The organism is Duganella sp. HH101, from assembly GCF_001758795.1.
Lineage (GTDB): Bacteria > Pseudomonadota > Gammaproteobacteria > Burkholderiales > Burkholderiaceae_D > Rugamonas > Rugamonas rivuli.
This window is the reverse complement of record NZ_LRON01000001.1, coordinates 97972-114631: the sequence shown is the minus strand read 5'-3', so window position 1 is coordinate 114631 and position 16660 is coordinate 97972. Positions and strand designations below refer to the sequence as shown.

The following is a 16660-nucleotide window of genomic DNA, read 5'->3' as shown; positions in this document are numbered from 1 at the left end:
CTGCCCCACGTTATACTTCGCGCATGAATACGAAACCATCAATGCCGATATGGCGCCGTGCCATATCGCTGCTCGCCTTGCCGCTTCTGTTGGCCGCCTGCGCACCAATGACGGCGACCAAGGCGCCGCCGGAATCCGTGGCGAGCCTGCGTTTCATCGGCGAGCAGCGCCTGCCATGGCGCCTGCAGTTCCAGGACACCATGGTCGGCGGCCTGTCCGGCATCGACTACGACGCGGCCAGCGGCGAGTGGCTGCTTATCAGCGATGACCGGTCGGCCAACAACCCGGCCCGCTACTACCGCGCGCGCCTGGCCTACGACCTGCAAGCGTTCAAGTCCGTCGAACTGACCGGCGTATCGTTCCTGCTGCAACCGGATGGCAGCACCTATCCGTCCAAGGAAGAATACAAAACCCGGGGTGGTGTCGTGCCGGATCTGGAAACCATCCGAGTCGATGCGCAGGATGGCAGCATCTGGTACGCCAGCGAAGGCGACGCCGGCATGGGCCTCGATCCCTTCGTGCGGCATGCAACACGGGACGGCCGCTATCTATCGACGCTGCCGCTGCCCGCCATGTTCAGCGTATCGGCCGACCACAAGACCGGGCCGCGCAACAACCTGAGTTTCGAAGGCATGAGCTTCGCGCCGGACGGCCGTTCGCTGTGGATTTCGATGGAAGGCCCGATGTACCAGGACAGCGAGGCCCCCACGCCGGAACAGGGTTCGGTCAACCGCATCACGCACTTCGCCCGCGACGGCAAGGTACTCGGACAGTTCGCCTATCCTCTGAACGCCATACCGGCCCCGCCGGGCCAAGGCAAGTACGCCGACAACGGCATCTCCGAGATCGTCGCGCTCAGCGATACCAGGCTGCTGGTAATGGAACGCTCCGGCGTGCAGGGCGCGGATGGCAAGTACAAGGACTATGTGCGGCTGTTCGAGATCGACGCCGACGGCGCCACCGACATCCAGCAACTGCCGGCGCTGCAAGGCGCGAACTACCGGCCTGTGAAAAAGCGTCTGGTCCTGGACCTCAACCAACTGAACCTGCCCACGGTCGACAACCTGGAAGGCATGTCCTTCGGACCGATGCTGGCCAACGGCCACGCCAGCCTGGTGCTCATCTCCGACGATAACTTCGGCAAGAACCAGGTCATACAACTGCTGCTGTTCGAGGTAAATCCCTGATCACGGCCCGCAGCTGCCGCTCCGGCACCGGGCGGCTGAACAGATAGCCCTGGTAGCGCCGGCAGCCCAGCTGCTCCAGCAGCACGCGCTGGGCTTCGGTCTCGACACCTTCGGCGATCACGTCCAGCTGCAGGCTGCGCGCCATCGCGATGATGGTCCGCACGATAGCCTGATCGCTGCTGTCGCTGACCAGGTCCCGCACAAAGGACTGATCGATCTTCAGCTGGTTCAAGGGCAAGCGCTTCAGGTATTGCAGCGACGAGTAGCCGGTGCCGAAATCGTCCAGCGCGAAGCGCACGCCCATCGCCTTGAGCAGCTGCATGCAGGCGATGGTGTCCTCGATCTTATCCAGCAAAACGCCCTCGGTCAGTTCCAGTTTCAGCAAGCGCGGATCGATGCCGTGCCGCCGCACCGCCGCGCGCACCTGCTCGCCGAACTCCGCCTGATGAAACTGCTGGGCGCTGACATTGATCGCCAGGATAAGATGCGCCATCTCCGGCATCTGCTGCCAGGCCTTGAGCTGCGCGCAGGCCGTCTCCAGCACCCAGCTGCCGATCGGGAGTATCAGGCCGGTTTCTTCGGCCAGCGCAATGAAGCTCGCTGGCGACACCTTCGTGCCGTCGTCGCGCACCCAGCGTATCAGCGCTTCCGCGCCGCGCGCCTGGCCGTGCTGGTCGACCTGCACCTGATAGTGCAGCGCAAACCGGTGCCGCTCGACGGCGTGGCGCAGATCGTTTTCCATTTTCGCGCGTTCGCTGATGCGGTCCTGCATCTGCCGATCGAAGAAGCGCATGCCGTTACGGCCGGCCTGCTTGGCCTGGTACATGGCGATATCGGCCTGCATCAGCAGCTCGTCCGGATGCGGCGGCAGCGCGCCATGGAACAGCGTGACGCCGATGCTCGGCGTGCTGCGGCAAAGATGCTTCCCCAGTTCGTAGGGCCGGTTCAGAGTCGCCAGTATCTTCGCGCCCAGCGCCTCGACCTCCGCGGCCGCATCCCGCGCACCGCTGCTCAGCCCTTCAACCAGCACCACAAACTCGTCGCCGCCCAGCCGCGCCACGGTGTCGCCCTTGCGCAGGCCCGATTGCAGGCGCTCCGCCACCTGCTGCAGCAACTGGTCGCCGACGTTGTGGCCCAGGGTATCGTTCAAGGTCTTGAAGTTATCGAGGTCGATGAACATCAGCGCGCAGTGGCTGTCATGCTGGCTGCTGGCCGCAAGCACCTGCCGCAGGCGGTCCAGCAGCAGGCGGCGATTGGGGAGTCTGGTCAACGGATCGTAGAAGGCCAGGCTGCGGATTTCATCGTTGGCCGCTTTGCTGAGCGTGATGTCGGTCAGCGCCGCCACGTAGTTGATGATGATGCCTTCGCGGTTGCGCACCGCCGTGATGCTCAGGTGCTCGGGATAGACCTCGCCGTTCTTGCGGCGGTTCCAGATCTCTCCTTCCCAGCTGCCGTCGCGGGCGATGGCCGCCCACATCGACGCATAGAAGCCCGGCACGTGGCGGCCGGAGCTCAACAACCTTGGCGTCTGCCCCAGCACTTCGTCCGCGCTGTAGCCGGTGATGCGGACGAAAGCCTGGTTGACGCGCACGATGCGGCCGCGCGCATCCGTCACCATCATGCCCTGCGCGGCTTCGAATACGGTGGCCGCCACGCGCAGGACGGCGTCGGCATCGGCCGTGGCGATGGGCGCCGCTGCACAAGCGCTCATGGAGTAATTCATCTAAAACCTTTGTTGCTAACAAATCAGTCCGCAGAGACTACTGATCTTCATCAAGAAATTAATTGATCTGGATCAAAGAAATTAAAGTTACACATCTCTAACATGATCTCATCGTAGCAAAGAGTAGAAAATCATGAACATCTCAAACGAGCGCAATAACTGCACCGAATGCGAACACCGCATGACCTGCGTGGGCGCCGCCGCAGGCAACCAGGACGCCAGCCAGCGCATCCGCATCGAGCGCCACACCAGCCTTTACGAGGCCGGGGCCATGGTCGGCGACCATATCTTCAACATCCGCAAGGGCAGCTTCAAGGTGCTGCGCGCGGCGCAGTGCGGCCCGGCGCAGATCATCGGCTTCGCGCTGGCGCCGGACTTCCTCGGCCTGGATGCGCTGGACAGCCGGCAGTACGCCAACACTGTCGTCGCGCTGGAAGACAGCGAGGTATGCAGCATCAACTGGAACCGCCACGCTTTCGAGGGCCGCCGCCGTCCGGTCATGCGCGCCAGCCTGCACGCGCTGTTGAGCCGAGAGATACGCCGCGAACAGCGCGCCGCCCTCATGCTGCGCAATACCCAGGCCGAGCAGCGCATGGCGGATTTGCTGCTGTCGCTGTCGCAGCGCCGCGCCGAGTACGGGCATGAGCCGGAGCAGTTCCGGCTGCCGATGTCGCGCTGCGATATCGCCAGCTATCTGGGCGTCACCGCCGAATGCGTGAGCCGGCTGCTGCTGAACTTCAAGCAGCGGGCGCTGTTCGAACTGCGCCGGCGCGATATCAAATTGCTGGACATGCCGACGCTGCACCACCTGGCCCTGGGCCGGGCGCCGTCGCCCGTGCTGGTGGCGGCATGATGGTCATGGACCTCGCCCAGTACCAGCTTGGCAGCTCGGTGCAAGTGCCACGCGGCGCGCACCTGTTCCGCACGCAGGACGAGGTGTGCGGCGACCTGCACTTTGTTCGCAGCGGCCATCTCAAGCTGTACCAGCCTTGCGGCGACGGCGTGCAGCGCATCATCGATTTCGTGCGGCCGGGCGACTGGCTGGGCATCGACAGCATAGGCGAGCAGCGGCGGCACGCCTCCGCCCTGGCGCTGACGGACTGCCAGGTCGATGTGGTGCAGTATCGCCAATTGGCGGAGCTGATGGACGAAGAGCCTTACAGCTGCGACCTGTTCAGCGCGATGCTCAGTCGCGAGATCGACCGCCAGCAACTGGCCGCCGCCATCCTGCGCAGCGCCGGCGCCTGCCAGCGCATCGTGATGTTCCTGTTGCAGCGCGCGGGGCCGGCGCCGCAGGCGCCGTCGCCGGAGATGCATTCGCCGCTGCCGATGTCGCGCCAGGACATCAGCGACTACCTCGGCCTGACTCCGGCCACGGTCAGCCGCACGCTCAGCGCCTTGAAGCGCAACGGCTGGATCTCGCTGGGCCAGCGCGGCTTCGTGGTGTTGTCGCGATCGGCGCTGGAACAGGTGGCGTGCGGTTCGCCGGTGAGCATCATCCAGCACGCCGCCTGATTCCATCGCATCACACCGCAGCCTTGGGACGCCGCCTGCGGGTGGTGATGCTCTCGCGGTTCAATCCCCAGTTATCGGTTTCCACCTCGTCGATGATGACGAAGGTGGTTGCCGGGTCCTTGCTCAACACGCGGGTGAGCAAATCGGTGACGCCTTCGATCAGCTCCAGCTTCTGGGCCGCCGTAACGCCTTCTTTGGTAACGCGGATGTTCACGTAGGGCATGACGCCTCTCCTTACCAGGTGCCGGCGGTGGCGCCACCGTCGACCGGCAGCACCACGCCGCTGGTGAATCCGGATTCGGTCAGGTACAGCACCGCGTCCACCACATCCTGCACGCCGCCGATCTCTCCGGCAGGCGACAGCCCTTTCAGGAAGGCTCGCGTGCCTTCGTCCTTGCCGTGCATCGGCGTATCGATGATGCCTGGAGCGACCGCGTTGACCTTGACGTTGGACGCCGCCAGTTCAAGCGCCAAGCCGCGCGTGGCGTTATTCAGGCCGCCCTTGATCAGGATGGGCAGCAGCGCCGGCACCTTGGCGGTCGGCTGCAGCGCAAGGCTGGCGGTGATGGTGACGATATGTCCGCTGCGGTTGGCGCTCATGTGCCGTGCCGCCGCCTGCGATGGATAGAAGAAGCCCATCAGGTTGGTGTCGACGATGGACTTCACCTCGTCCGGCGTGTAGTCGGCGACCGGCTTGGCGATGAAGATGCCGGCGTTGTTGATCAGGATATCGACCCGGCCGAAAGCCGCGACGGCGCGCTCGAACAGCAAGGCGGCGGTGGCCGGCTCGGCGATATCGCCGGCCACCGGCAGGAAGTTGGCGGGATTGCCCCACTGCGCGGCCGCCGTTTGCAGACGGTCCAGCGTGCGGGCGTTGCCCACCACGTTGTAGCCGCGTTTGATGTAAGCCTCTGCGATGGCAAAGCCGATGCCGCTCGATGCGCCGGTGACGATGACTGTTTTCATGGTGTTTCTCCTTTTGGGTTACGGTGAAGATCACTATACTTATGACCTCGACGTTGATAAACACATGCCAATGCAAGATAATTGATACACCATGTAATCAATGAGGCGGATATGAAGCGCTATTTCGACGATGTCCTGCTGGGCAGCATAGAGCTGTTCTGCTTTGCGGCGGAACTGGGCAGCTTTACCGCCGCCGCTGCCGCCGCCAGCGTCACGCCGGCGGCGGTGAGCCGTTCCATCGCCAGGCTGGAGGAACGGCTGGGCGTACGCCTGTTCGTGCGCACCACCCGCCAGATACGCCTGACGGACGGCGGCAGGATCTACTTCGAACAATGCCGGCAGGCGCTGTCGCAGTTGACGGACGCCGAGCGCCAGGTCACGGGCAGCCAGGCCAAGCCGGCCGGCATGCTGCGCGTCAGCGCGCCGACGCCGTTCGCGCATTACCGCCTGCTGCCGCTGCTGGGAGAGTTCCGCCGCAAGTACCCGGAAGTCACGCTGGATATCCACGTCAGCAACCGCAATATCGACTTCGCCGACGAGGGCTACGACCTGGCGATACGTGGCCGCGCACCGGCCGATTCGAATCTCATCGCACGTAAACTGGAGGATGCGGAGCTGGTGCTGGTGGCGTCGCCCGCCTACCTGAAGCGCCACGGCAAGCCGCGCAAGCTGGAAGACCTGGCCAAACACGAATGCATACAGTTCGAACTGCCCAGCACCGGCCGCCGCATACCGTGGCTGTTCATGCAGGACGGCGTGGAGACCGAGATGCCGACCAGCGGCGGCCTATGCTGCTCGGAGGACGTGCTGGGCATCGTGACGCTGGCGCGCGCCGGCGCAGGGCTGGTGCAGACCTACCGCTACATCGTCGAACAGGACCTGGAGCGCGGCGACCTGGTCGAACTGCTGCCGCAGCATGGCGGCACGTCGCGGCCTTTTATCCTGCTCTACCCGCACGCGCGCCACCTGTCGCTGCGGGTACGGACCTTTGTCGACTTCCTGGTGGCGCACCTGCCGCGCCGATAAACGAGGCTTCAGGCAAGGATTTCCGCGAAGGCGCTGCGGGCCGGGTGGTGCAGCACGTCCCTGCGCCACACCAGCAGGGTTTCCACCTGCGTGATGTGCGGCGGCAGCGCGTGCTGGCGTATCGTCCGGGCCAGCTTGCGCTGGTTGAGTATCTCCTTCGGCATGATCGCCACGCCCATGCCGGCCGCCACGCAGCCGAGGATCGCTTCGTAGGTGCCGAACTCCGACACGCGCGCCGGCGCCACGTCGCCCTCGGCGAACCAGGCTTCCAGACGGCGCCTGTAGGTACAGCCGGAACGAAACACCAGCAGATTGCGCCGCGCAACGTCCCGCGGCGACGCCACCGGCGGATGGTCGTGACAGGTGATCAGCACCAGCTCTTCCTCGAAGGCCGGCAGGCAGGCCAGTTCAGCGTGCGGCACCGGGCCGGCCACCAAGGCCACGTCAAGCCGGTGTTTCAGCACTCCCTCAAGCAGCTGGTCGGTCGGCGCGGTATCCAGCATCAGTTCCACATGCGGATGCTTGCGATGGAACGCGGCCAGCACGTGCGGCAGCCGGGCCGCCGCCGTGGTCTCCATCGAACCGATGCGCAGCTGGCCGGACGGCTTCTGGTCCGGCTGCACAGCGGCCTGCGCCTCATCCGCCAGCTGCAGCAGGCGGTCAGCGTAGGCCAACAGCCGCGAACCCTCGGCGGTGATCCGCAGCTTGCGGCCGGAGCGCAGGAACAGGGCCACGCCCAGCGAGTCCTCCAGCTGCGTCAACCGGGCGGACACATTGGACTGCACGCGGTTCAGCCGCGAGGCGGCCAGCGTGACGCTGCCCTCTTCGGCAACCGCTTTGAAAATACGCAGGGCGGACAGTTCCATGGTCGATTCTTAAAATGAGATAGATAGCTTCATTATTATTCATTTTTTTAAATAGTCCAACCATCCTATAGTGCAGTCATGAAAACCGACCGCACACCTTCACTGGCCATCCTGCTCGCTTGCAGCTTCGCCTTCATCATCGTCCAGCTGGACGTCACCATCGTCAACGTGGCCCTGCCGCAGATCGGCCGCGAACTTGTCGCGAGCGTGGCGGACTTGCAGTGGGTGGTGGATGCCTACACGCTGGGCTTCGCCGTGTTCCTGCTGTCCGCCGGTGCGCTGGGGGACAAGTTCGGCTCCCGCCGCACCTTCATGACCGGCTTTGCGCTGTTCACGGCGGCCTCGCTGGCGTGCGCGATGGCGCCTGCCGCGCTGGTGCTCAACACCGCCCGCGCGCTGCAAGGCGTCGGCGCCGCGCTGCTGGTGCCCAGCTCCCTCGCCATCCTCAACACCACCTACGCCGACGACAAGGCCATGCTGGCGAAAGCCGTCGCCTGGTGGACCGCAGCAGGCGGCGTGTCGATCGCGGCGGGGCCGGTGCTGGGTGGCCTGCTGCTGTCGATGTCGGGCTGGCGCAGCATCTTCTGGGTCAACATTCCCATCTGCCTGGCGGGCTTCTGGCTGACCGGCCGCGTGGTGCCTGCGGCTGCGGGACGCGATCCGCACCGCGCGCTGGACCTGCCCGGACAACTGCTGGCCATCGTCGCGCTGACCGGCTTTATCGGCGCCGTCATCGAATTCGAGGCGCTGGGCTGGTCCCACTGGCTGGTGCGCGCCGGCCTGGCAGCGACGATCGTGGGCGGAGCGCTGTTCATCCGCGTGGAAGCGCGCAGCAAATCGCCGATGCTGCCACTGGCCCTGTTCCGCAGCGCGCCCTTCTCCGGCTCGGTGCTGTTCGGCGTGCTGATGAATTTTTCGTACTACGGCGTGATCTTTGTACTCAGCCTGTACTTGCAAAAGGTGCGCGGCTTCAGCGTTTTGCATGCGGGCCTGGTGTTCCTGCCGCTCACGGCGACCTTTATCCTGTCCAACCTCGTCAGCGGCTGGATGGCGTCGAGAACCGGGCTGCGCGCACCGATGATAGCCGGCTCGCTGATCGGCGCCAGCGGCTACGCGCTGCTGGGCTGGTGGGGCATATCGAGCCACGCCACGTTCATGCAGATGCTGCCCGGACTGGCGTTGATCCCCGCCGGCATGGGCCTGGCCGTACCGGCGATGACCACGTCGATCCTGTCCGGCGTGGAGCGGCGCCAGGCCGGCACCGCGTCCGCGGTGCTGAACATGGCGCGCCAGGTCGGGGGTGCGCTGGGCGTGGCGATATTTGGCGCCCTGGTCGCGGCACATGCCGGATCGGCGGCGGCCGACGCGGCCATCCTCGACGCGATCAAGCTGGCGATGGCGATATCGTGTGCGCTGCTACTGACGGCAGCAGGCCTGGCGCTTGCATGTATCCGTCCGCGCTCGCCGGCTCAGGCTCCGATGCCAGCTGCGCCGGACTGTCCTGGATAGACGGCGGCGACAGGCAGTTGTCGCACCGGCAGCAGTGTTCGAAATCCTGTGGCCGGGCGCCGAAGTAGTCCAGCAGCAGCTTCCAGCGGCAATAGCCACTCTGGGCGTAGGACACCATCTGCTCCAGGCCTGCCCGGTCTCGCTCATGCTTGTCGATGTAGACCTGGGCCATCTGCGCGAACTGCGCCGACTTCGGCTCGCCGCCGGCCAGCACATAGGCCAGCTTGCGATTGCGCTTCAATAGCTTGCCGTCCTTGAGCATCTTCAGGCAGATTTTCAGCTGGCTTGCCGGCATCTGCTCCAGCAGCGATTTCAGTTCGGACTCGGTAAACGACGCCTGGCCCAGAGCCGCGGCCGCCTCGTACACCGCCTTCAATTCTTCCGCCGACGGGTAGTGCTTGATCAGGAAATACTGCTGCAAGCGCTTGTCCGCATGATAGTAGAGCAGCGTGCATTCGGCATCGAGCCCGTCGCGGCCAGCGCGGCCGGACTCCTGATAGTAGGCCTCCAGATTGGCAGGCACTTGCAAATGGATGACGAAGCGCGTATCGCTCTTGTCGATGCCCATTCCGAATGCATTCGTCGCCACCATCACACGCCGCTCGCCGCTCATGAACAGGTTCTGGTTCGCGCTGCGCTCGGCGGCCTTGAGTTTGCCGTGGTAGATCGTGACGCTCTCGCCGGCATCCTGCAGCAACCCATGCATTTCCTCGGCCGCCTTGACGGTGGCGGCGTAGACGATGCCCACGCCGGCGCTGTCGCGTACCAGCTGCAGCGCAGTCGCATACTTTTCGTCCGGGTTGGTCACTTGCCGCACGCGGTAGTGCAGATTGGGCCGGTAGACGCCGGTATTGACGACCGCCATGCGCGGACGGCCGAGCTGTTGGCGGATATCGGCGATCACTTCGTCGGTCGCGGTGGCGGTCAGCGCCAGCAGCAGCGGCCTGCCCAGTGCATCCAGCGCGGCGCCTATCTCCAGGTAGGCTGGACGGAAATCATGGCCCCATTGCGAAATACAATGCGCTTCATCGACGACCACGAGGGCGATGCTGCTTTGCTTGAGCAGCGCCAGGAACTCCGGCGTGATCAGGCGTTCCGGCGTGCAGAAGATCACATCCTTGTCCGCGTTGCCGATGGCCTCCAGCGCGGCCACCTCGTCGCTGCGCGACAGGCTGCTGTTGATCTGGGCGGCGCTGGCGATGCCTGCTTCCTCCAGCTTCTCGGCCTGGTCCTTCATCAGCGAAATCAGCGGCGACACCACCACCGTCGCACCTTCCATCAGGCAGGCCGGCAGTTGGTAGCACAGCGACTTGCCGCTACCGGTGGGCATGACGGCCAGCGTGTCCTGCCCCGCCAGCACGCTCTCGATCACGCTGCGCTGGCCATCGCGCAGCGACTGTATGCCGAACACCTTGCGCAGCACGTTGGCGATGTTCTTTCTTTGCCTGGTTTGCGGATTTGCCATGTCGTAGTCTCCATTCAGCGGCACGCACCGCACTGCGTGCAGATTAGCCGGCAGCGCCCCGACGGTATGTTCGACGACGCACCCAGCGCCATAGCAAATCTGTCATACTGACGTTTTTTGCTGGTATGAATAGATGGACCCGAGACGAGAACATGTGCGCCGGCTGCTACAAGTGGATGCCCACGTCAGCGACATGGATGGCCAAAACAACGCCATCGCACAAATCATCGACATTTCGCGCATGGGCGTGGCCTTCCTCAGCGATCACCAGCTGCCGGTGGACAGCACCTATGTGCTGACTTTCAGTTTTCCAGAAAACCCTGTCCAGAACAAAGTCACGCTGGTGGTGCTGCACAGCGCCTTGATCGGTACGCACGGCCGCTACCGCAACGGTGCGCGCTTCCTGACCATCCCCGACGAGACGGCGGAGCTGATCTTCGAATACGTGACCAGCGCCCCCGCAAGCTGAACCGCCAGGCGCGGGCCGCTACCAGCCGATATCCCTGAGCAGCGGGAAAGTCAGGTCGCGCGGCGGCGCCACGTCATGCGACAGATCGCCATTGATCGCCGGCTCCATCAGCTGATTGGGGAAGGCGCTGGTGTCGTAGTGCGACACCGACGATCCCGGCTGGTTGGGATTGGGCGCATACATCAGCACCCTTCCCGCCGCGTCCGTCCCCGCGCGTATCGCCAGGTTGACGCCCAGGTTGGCGAACACGCCGGAGTGCGCGCGCGAGCGCGTCGCCAGCGCAGCCTTGAGCCGCTGGCCATCGTCAAACGTGATGCGCACCGCCGGGATCGCGATGGAGGGATCGGCGCCGCCCAGGCCGGGCGGCGGCGCACCGGGCGCATTGTCGGCGATGATGACGCCGATGGCGCCTGCGTTCTGCGCGTTCTTGACCTTGATCACGAAGGTGCAGGTACCGCGATCGATCAGCGCGATGTGGCCGCTGACGGCGGCGGCGTTGTTGGCCGACAGCGGATCGCAAGCCAGGCCGCGGCCGTCCGGCGTATCCACCACCGGCATCACCTCGCCCGTCACGCCGGGGCTGGCCAGCGGCGGCCCGAAGGCGGCCGTGCCGACCTGGATGACGCCGGCCACGCTGGCCGGCGCCAGCACCGTCAACACCGGCGTACCTTGCTGCAGCACGGTCTGCGCGGCCGCCTTGACGTTGGCGCCGTTCCACACCAGCTTGCCTGACTTGACGGCCGACGCCACGCGCTCGGCATCGCTCATGTCCTTCCACAGTTTGCCGGTGCCGGTGTCCAGCAGGAAGTAGTCCCAGATGCTGGGGTAGCCTTCCAGCTGCTCGCCGGTCTCGTCGTCGGTATAGGTCTGGAAGCCGAGGCCGTGGGCGAACTCGTGCTCCAGCACCGTCACCAGATCGATCTGGGCGCCATGCTTGTTGTCCAGGCCCAGGTAGAACGGCGAACCGGTGAGGCAGCCCGGCTTGCCCAAGTCGATGTTGAAGCGCGCGCGGATGTCGGCCGTGTCGGGATCGACGTCCTCGCCGACGTATTTATTGGTTTCCGCCTTGCTGAACCAGGCGTGGGCCTGCGGTGCGCCCGGGAAGTCCCGGAACACCTCCAGCGCACCGGCGGAGCCGAGCACGGCGCCGCCGGCGTCGCAGGGCAAGGCTTGCCAGGTGGCGAGAATGCGGATCGGCACGGTGCTGGTGAGCGTGGCGCCCCATTTGCCGGCGGCGGCCTGGAAGGCGTTCAGGCGCTGGGCGCCCAGCGTGGTGCCGGTGTTGCCGCCGACCGGCGCCACCGTGGTCGCATCGTTGAAGCCTACGCCGGGGCCGTCGCCGTTGACGATGGTGATGGTCGCCGCAGCCCAGCCTGGCAAAGAGAACAGCAACGCCAACGCTGCGATGAAGACGGGCAGGATGCGCTTCATTTTTGCTCTCCCCGTGCGGCGGGCGTCTTGCGCGCGACCGCATAATGGGTGTGCGATTCGTCGAGCACCACGCCGACGCCGCCCTGTGGCGGGTGGACGATGGCGGGACTGACGGCGCGCAATCTGCCCGTGCCGCTGGCGCGGACCGCAGCGTCCAGGTCGGCCACCTGCTCCGGGCTGGGCTCGACCAGCTGGCCGGTGACGGGGTCTTTGTAGGCCTTGAGTCCGGACGCCGCCTGTTGCGGCGGCGGGGCCGCCTGCCTGACGACATTCACGTGCGGAAAGGTCATGACGCCATTGTCCGGCGCGGCCTGCGCAGCGCAACCAGCGGCGGCCGCCAGCAGCCCCGCCCATCGTTTCATCGTATCCATAGTTCTCTCCCAAGTGGTCTCAGCTTGCCTGGGTTAGACCGGCCGACCAGTCATCAGTTCCCGCACCGGCAAAAAAAAATCCGGCGCAGAGGCCGGATGGTCGGGAGAGCGGTATCGCTGTTCAGATGACGGTGGTGGCGATGGCCATGCCGGCCTTCAGCGTCAGCGTCACCGGCGTCTTCTCGGCAATTTCCGCGAGGCGGTTTTTTTGCCCGGCATCCAGCGCGCCGCTGAACGACAGCGTGCGCTTGATCTGCATGAGGCCGTCGTCGCCCGGGCTCAGGTGCAGGCCGACATCGACCGCGTCCAGCGGCCATTGCTTGCGGTCCGCATACATGCGCAGCGTGATGGCGGTGCAGGAGCCCAGGCCGGCCAGCACGAAATCGTAGGGCGCCGGGCCGGCGTCGCGGCCGCCGTTGCGCTCCGGCTCGTCGCCGACCAGCGCGTGGCCGCCGACTTCTATCTGTGTTTGGTAACTATCCTTGCCGATATGGGCGGTGCCGCGTGCCATGCGATTCTCCTCTGTGAAGCGCTATTTTAGCCCGGGCATGTGGGCATAAGTAAAGTATTGTAAATAGCAATTATTTAGGCATGGGTTCAACTGTAAAATGGCACCCTTTTAATGACGAACCAGACGGCGCCATCGCGATGGCCCGCCCAACCATGCACAAGATTGTTCTGACCGCCTGCCTCGCCGCGCCCCTGACCGCCCTCGCCCAGACTCAGCCCCAGGCCCAGGGTCAAGCCACCCCGGCCAAGCCCGCCACCTCCGCCAAGCCCAAGGAGGCGGCGCCGGTGGTGCCGTCGGTGACGGTGGCCGGCGAACGTCCGACCAACCGCATCGACCGCCAGGTGTACGACGTCAAGTCCGACATCAGCAGCACCAACGGCACCGCCGCCGACGCGCTGAACAACGTGCCCTCGGTGGCGGTGGACCCGGACGGCACGGTGACGCTGCGCGGCAGTTCCAATGTGCAGATCCTGGTCGACGGCAAGCCGTCCGCCATGCTGCAGGGCGACAACCGCGGCCCGACGCTGCAGGCCATGAATGCCGACGATATCGAATCCGTCGAGGTCATCAACAATCCCGGCGCGCAATTCGGCAATGAAGCCGGCGGCGGTCCCATACTGAACCTGGTGATGCGCCGCAACCGCAAGCCGGGCGGCTTTGCCAACGTCAACGCCAACGCCGGTTATGCCGGACGCTACAACAGCGCCGCGTCGGGCAGCTACAACGAAGGACCGTGGGGCTTCCAGGGCGGCGTCAACGTCCGCCATGACGGCCGCAACTCGACCGCCGTCGTCAGCCGCGACCGCCTCGATCCGGCCACCGGCAACTTCGTGCACAGCAGCCAGACCTCGTCCGGCGCCGGCTTGAACGACATGGGCGGCGTCAACGGCACCGTCAGCTACAACCTGGACCAGAGCGACACGCTGACCGCCAGCGCCAACTACATGGCGCGCGGCAACGACCAGCGCGGCATCGACCACTACCTGAACGGCGCCACCGCCGGCTTCCCCGCCACCGACTACGTGCGCACCACCGCGCGCGAAGGCGACGCCAAGAACTTCAGCTGGGGCGCCCGCTACGACCACAAGGGCCAGCTGCCCAACGAAACGCTGAAGATCGACCTGCGCGTGTCGGCCTCCGAGAACGACAGCAACAGCGCCTACGCCAACGACTACGCCGGCGACAACTTGCCGGACACGCGCGCCCATCAGCGCAACGACAACAGCTCCCACATCGTCGACTTCACCGGCGACTACGAGCGGCCATTGGCCGGCGGCAGCCTGAAGGCGGGCTACAAGGTCGCCACCAACAAGAACAACTTCGACACGCTGTACACCGACATCAATCCGCAGACCTCGGCGGCCGTGGTCAATCCGGCGCGCAGCAACCGCTTCGACCTCGAAGAGACCGTGGTGGCGCTGTACGGTTCCTACCAGCTCAAGCTGAACGAGCGCTGGGGCGTGCTGGGCGGCTTGCGCACCGAGTACACCGACATGGATATCCACCAGATCACCAGCGGCACCGAGGCCAAAAACAGCTACACCAACTTCATCCCCAGCCTGTTCGCCACCTACAAGGCGACCGAGGACGCCAATATGCGCTTCTCGTACGCGCGCCGCATCCGCCGTCCGAACGCCAACGACCTCAATCCGTATGTGGTGTACCGCGACGAGTTCAACGTCTCGTCCGGCAATCCGATGCTCAAGCCGACCAAGACCGACTCGTTCGAAGTGGGCTACGAGACCAAGCTGGCCGGGCTGGAAACCAATCTGCGCGGCTACTACCGCAAGGACACCGACGCCATCGTCGACTACCGCACCTTCATCGCCAACAACGTCCTGCTGACCACGCGCCAGAACGGCGAAGGCAGCCATTCGAGCGGGCTGGAGTTCACGGTCAGCGGCAAGCTGACGCCGTCGCTGACGCTGAACTCCAGCGGCAACCTGGCGCGCAGCCAGCAGACCACGCAGGACGACACCGGCGCGCTCGTCACCCGCAGCGCCAATTCGCTCAGCGGCCGCGTGCGCCTGAACTATGCGTACAGCGCCGCCACGCAGGTGCAGATGGCTTTGCAGATGCAGGGCAAGACGCTGTCCGGCCAGGGCTACCGCTCGCCGAACAACACCTTCAACCTGAGCGTGCGCCAGGCTGTGACGCCGCGCCTGAGCCTGGTCGGCACCGTGACCGATCTGTTCAGCACCAACAAGATGGAGACCGTCATCAACAGCGCCACGCTGCGCGAGACCGGCACGCGCCGCTTCGACGGCCGGGTGTTCTACGTGGGCCTGTCCTACCGCCTGGGCGGTCCGGCGACCGCGCCCGAGTCGAACAACGAACCGCGCTTCGGCCCGCCGCAAGGCCCGGGCGGCCCGGGCCGTGGCGGTCCAGGCGGCCCGTCGGACGGCTAACAATCCCCGGATTTTATTTCATCACCGTCAGCTTCTCGCGCTTGCCGTTGCGGAAGGTGAAGATGGTCAGCACGCCGTCCTTGACGTCGCCGCGCGCATCGAAGGTGATGTTGCCGGTGACGCCCTTGTGCGTGATCCCGGCCAACGCCGGCAGGTAGCGCGCCGGGTCCGGCGAGCCCGCCTTCTGCATCGCTTCCACCATCGTCATCAGCGCGTCATAGGTGTACGGCGCGTAGGTCTGCACGCCGATGCCGTACTTCTTCTGATACGCCACGCGGAAATCGGCCATGCCCTTTTCCTGCGACGGCTCGACCCCGCCCGCTTCGGCGCAGATCACCTGGCCGTCGCTCATGGCGTCGCCCGCCAGGCGCGGCACCGAATCCGAACACATGCCGTCGCCGCCCATGAACTTGATCGGGATCGCCAGCTGCTTCATCTGCCGCAGCATCGGTCCGGCCACCGCATCCATGCCGCCGAAGAAGACCATATCCGGCTTGGTCGCCTTGATGGCGGTCAGGATGGCGCTGAAGTCGGTGGCCTTGTCGGTGGTGAACTGGGTCGATACGACGCTGGTCCCGGTCGCCGCCCCGCCGCGTTTGACGTTCTTGATGAATTCATCGGCCAGCCCCTTGCCGTAGGCGGTGCGGTCGTCGATGACGGCGATGCGCTTGGCCTTGACGTTCTGCATCGCATAGCGCGCCAGCGCGGCGCCCAGCTGCTCGTCGTTGGCGATGTTGCGGAAGGCGGTGTTGTAATGTTGGCGCGTGTATTGCGGATTGGTGGCCGACGGCGAGATCTGCGGTATCCCGGCGTCATGGTAGATGCGCGAGGCCGGGATCGTGGTGCCCGACGTCTCATGGCCGATCACGCCGTTCACCTTGGCGTCCACCAGCTTTTGCGCGGCGGCAGTACCCTGCTTGGGATCGGCCGCGTCGTCTTCCGCCTGCAGCACGATCCTGTATTTCTTGCCGCCGATGACCACGCCCTTGGCGTTGAGCTCGTCGACCGCCATGCGGGCGCCGTTTTCATTGTCCTTGCCCAGATGGGCGATGGCGCCCGAGGTCGCCGCCACGTGGCCGATCTTGATGATCTCTTCCGCTTGCGCGGCGCCGGCGGCAACGAAGGCCAGCGCGAGCGCCCGGGCCAGTGTTTTTATTGTCAGCTGCATAAGATTATTGAGGCTTCCTCATTGGTTAAGTGACCAAGGATACCA

15 protein-coding genes and 1 pseudogene are annotated in these 16660 nt (G+C 65.2%); 7 read left to right on the top strand and 9 right to left on the bottom strand.

The features are described from left to right. The first annotated feature begins 41 nt into the window (after positions 1–41). Complete coding sequence (locus DUGA2_RS00350; protein WP_070266566.1) at positions 42–1187, top strand: esterase-like activity of phytase family protein; 1146 nt, start codon at positions 42–44, stop codon at positions 1185–1187. On the opposite strand, the gene DUGA2_RS00345 is transcribed toward DUGA2_RS00350, so the two are convergent. After that, complete coding sequence (locus DUGA2_RS00345; RefSeq protein ID WP_229214554.1) at positions 1153–2898, bottom strand: bifunctional diguanylate cyclase/phosphodiesterase; 1746 nt, start codon at positions 2896–2898, stop codon at positions 1153–1155. The genes DUGA2_RS00350 and DUGA2_RS00345 overlap by 35 nt on opposite strands. Before the next feature lie 145 nt (positions 2899–3043). On the opposite strand from DUGA2_RS00345, the gene DUGA2_RS00340 reads away from it, so the two are divergent. Both DUGA2_RS00340 and DUGA2_RS00335 read left to right on the top strand, forming a co-directional pair. Then, on the top strand, positions 3044–3763 hold the full coding sequence (locus tag DUGA2_RS00340) for a Crp/Fnr family transcriptional regulator (RefSeq protein WP_070266564.1): 720 nt from the start codon (positions 3044–3046) through the stop codon (positions 3761–3763). Further along, positions 3760–4425, top strand: a complete 666-nt coding sequence (locus tag DUGA2_RS00335; RefSeq protein ID WP_070266563.1) for a Crp/Fnr family transcriptional regulator — start codon at positions 3760–3762, stop codon at positions 4423–4425. The genes DUGA2_RS00340 and DUGA2_RS00335 overlap by 4 nt, the downstream gene beginning before the upstream one ends. Positions 4426–4435: 10 nt before the next feature. On the opposite strand, the gene DUGA2_RS00330 is transcribed toward DUGA2_RS00335, so the two are convergent. After that, on the bottom strand, positions 4436–4648 hold the full coding sequence (locus tag DUGA2_RS00330) for a 2-hydroxymuconate tautomerase family protein (protein WP_070266562.1): 213 nt from the start codon (positions 4646–4648) through the stop codon (positions 4436–4438). 11 nt (positions 4649–4659) lie between these two features. Beyond that, positions 4660–5391, bottom strand: coding sequence for an SDR family NAD(P)-dependent oxidoreductase (locus tag DUGA2_RS00325; RefSeq protein ID WP_070266561.1), 732 nt, complete (start codon positions 5389–5391; stop codon positions 4660–4662). Positions 5392–5502: 111 nt separating this feature from the next. Here DUGA2_RS00325 and DUGA2_RS00320 point away from each other — a divergent pair, with 111 nt between their 5' ends. Beyond that, the gene (locus tag DUGA2_RS00320) at positions 5503–6417 is read left to right on the top strand and encodes a LysR substrate-binding domain-containing protein (RefSeq protein WP_070266560.1); all 915 of its coding nucleotides are present in this window, start codon (positions 5503–5505) and stop codon (positions 6415–6417) included. A gap of 8 nt (positions 6418–6425) precedes the next feature. On the opposite strand, the gene DUGA2_RS00315 is transcribed toward DUGA2_RS00320, so the two are convergent. Then, complete coding sequence (locus DUGA2_RS00315; protein WP_070266559.1) at positions 6426–7283, bottom strand: LysR family transcriptional regulator; 858 nt, start codon at positions 7281–7283, stop codon at positions 6426–6428. A 78-nt stretch (positions 7284–7361) separates the two neighbouring features. Between DUGA2_RS00315 and DUGA2_RS32365 the strand changes: the two genes are divergently transcribed. Continuing rightward, a complete protein-coding gene (locus tag DUGA2_RS32365) occupies positions 7362–8792 on the top strand; it encodes an MFS transporter (RefSeq protein ID WP_071658832.1) in 1431 nt (476 codons plus the stop codon). Positions 8793–8814: 22 nt separating this feature from the next. Here DUGA2_RS32365 and DUGA2_RS00300 read toward each other — a convergent pair. After that, a pseudogene (locus DUGA2_RS00300) lies at positions 8815–10257 on the bottom strand (ATP-dependent DNA helicase RecQ); the annotation flags it as partial. Positions 10258–10411: 154 nt separating this feature from the next. Between DUGA2_RS00300 and DUGA2_RS00295 the strand changes: the two are divergent. Further along, positions 10412–10726 carry a PilZ domain-containing protein gene (locus tag DUGA2_RS00295; RefSeq protein ID WP_229214553.1) on the top strand — a complete coding sequence of 105 codons (315 nt, stop codon included), beginning with the start codon at positions 10412–10414 and terminating at the stop codon, positions 10724–10726. An 18-nt stretch (positions 10727–10744) separates the two neighbouring features. Here DUGA2_RS00295 and DUGA2_RS34745 read toward each other — a convergent pair whose 3' ends face one another. The 3 genes from DUGA2_RS34745 to DUGA2_RS00280 all read right to left on the bottom strand — a co-directional run bounded on the left by DUGA2_RS34745 (position 10745) and on the right by DUGA2_RS00280 (position 13039). Next, positions 10745–12157, bottom strand: coding sequence for a PA domain-containing protein (locus tag DUGA2_RS34745; protein WP_070266554.1), 1413 nt, complete (start codon positions 12155–12157; stop codon positions 10745–10747). Beyond that, a complete protein-coding gene (locus DUGA2_RS00285; protein WP_070266553.1) occupies positions 12154–12528 on the bottom strand; it encodes a post-PEP-CTERM-1 domain-containing protein in 375 nt (124 codons plus the stop codon). Before DUGA2_RS00285 ends, DUGA2_RS34745 begins: the two co-directional genes overlap by 4 nt. Before the next feature lie 121 nt (positions 12529–12649). Beyond that, the gene (locus tag DUGA2_RS00280) at positions 12650–13039 is read right to left on the bottom strand and encodes an OsmC family protein (RefSeq protein ID WP_070266552.1); all 390 of its coding nucleotides are present in this window, start codon (positions 13037–13039) and stop codon (positions 12650–12652) included. Between the two features lie 152 nt (positions 13040–13191). On the opposite strand from DUGA2_RS00280, the gene DUGA2_RS00275 reads away from it, so the two are divergent. Then, positions 13192–15447, top strand: coding sequence for a TonB-dependent receptor domain-containing protein (locus tag DUGA2_RS00275; RefSeq protein WP_070266551.1), 2256 nt, complete (start codon positions 13192–13194; stop codon positions 15445–15447). 13 nt (positions 15448–15460) lie between these two features. On the opposite strand, the gene DUGA2_RS00270 is transcribed toward DUGA2_RS00275, so the two are convergent. After that, a complete protein-coding gene (locus DUGA2_RS00270; RefSeq protein WP_070266550.1) occupies positions 15461–16615 on the bottom strand; it encodes a branched-chain amino acid ABC transporter substrate-binding protein in 1155 nt (384 codons plus the stop codon). Positions 16616–16660 lie beyond the last annotated feature (45 nt).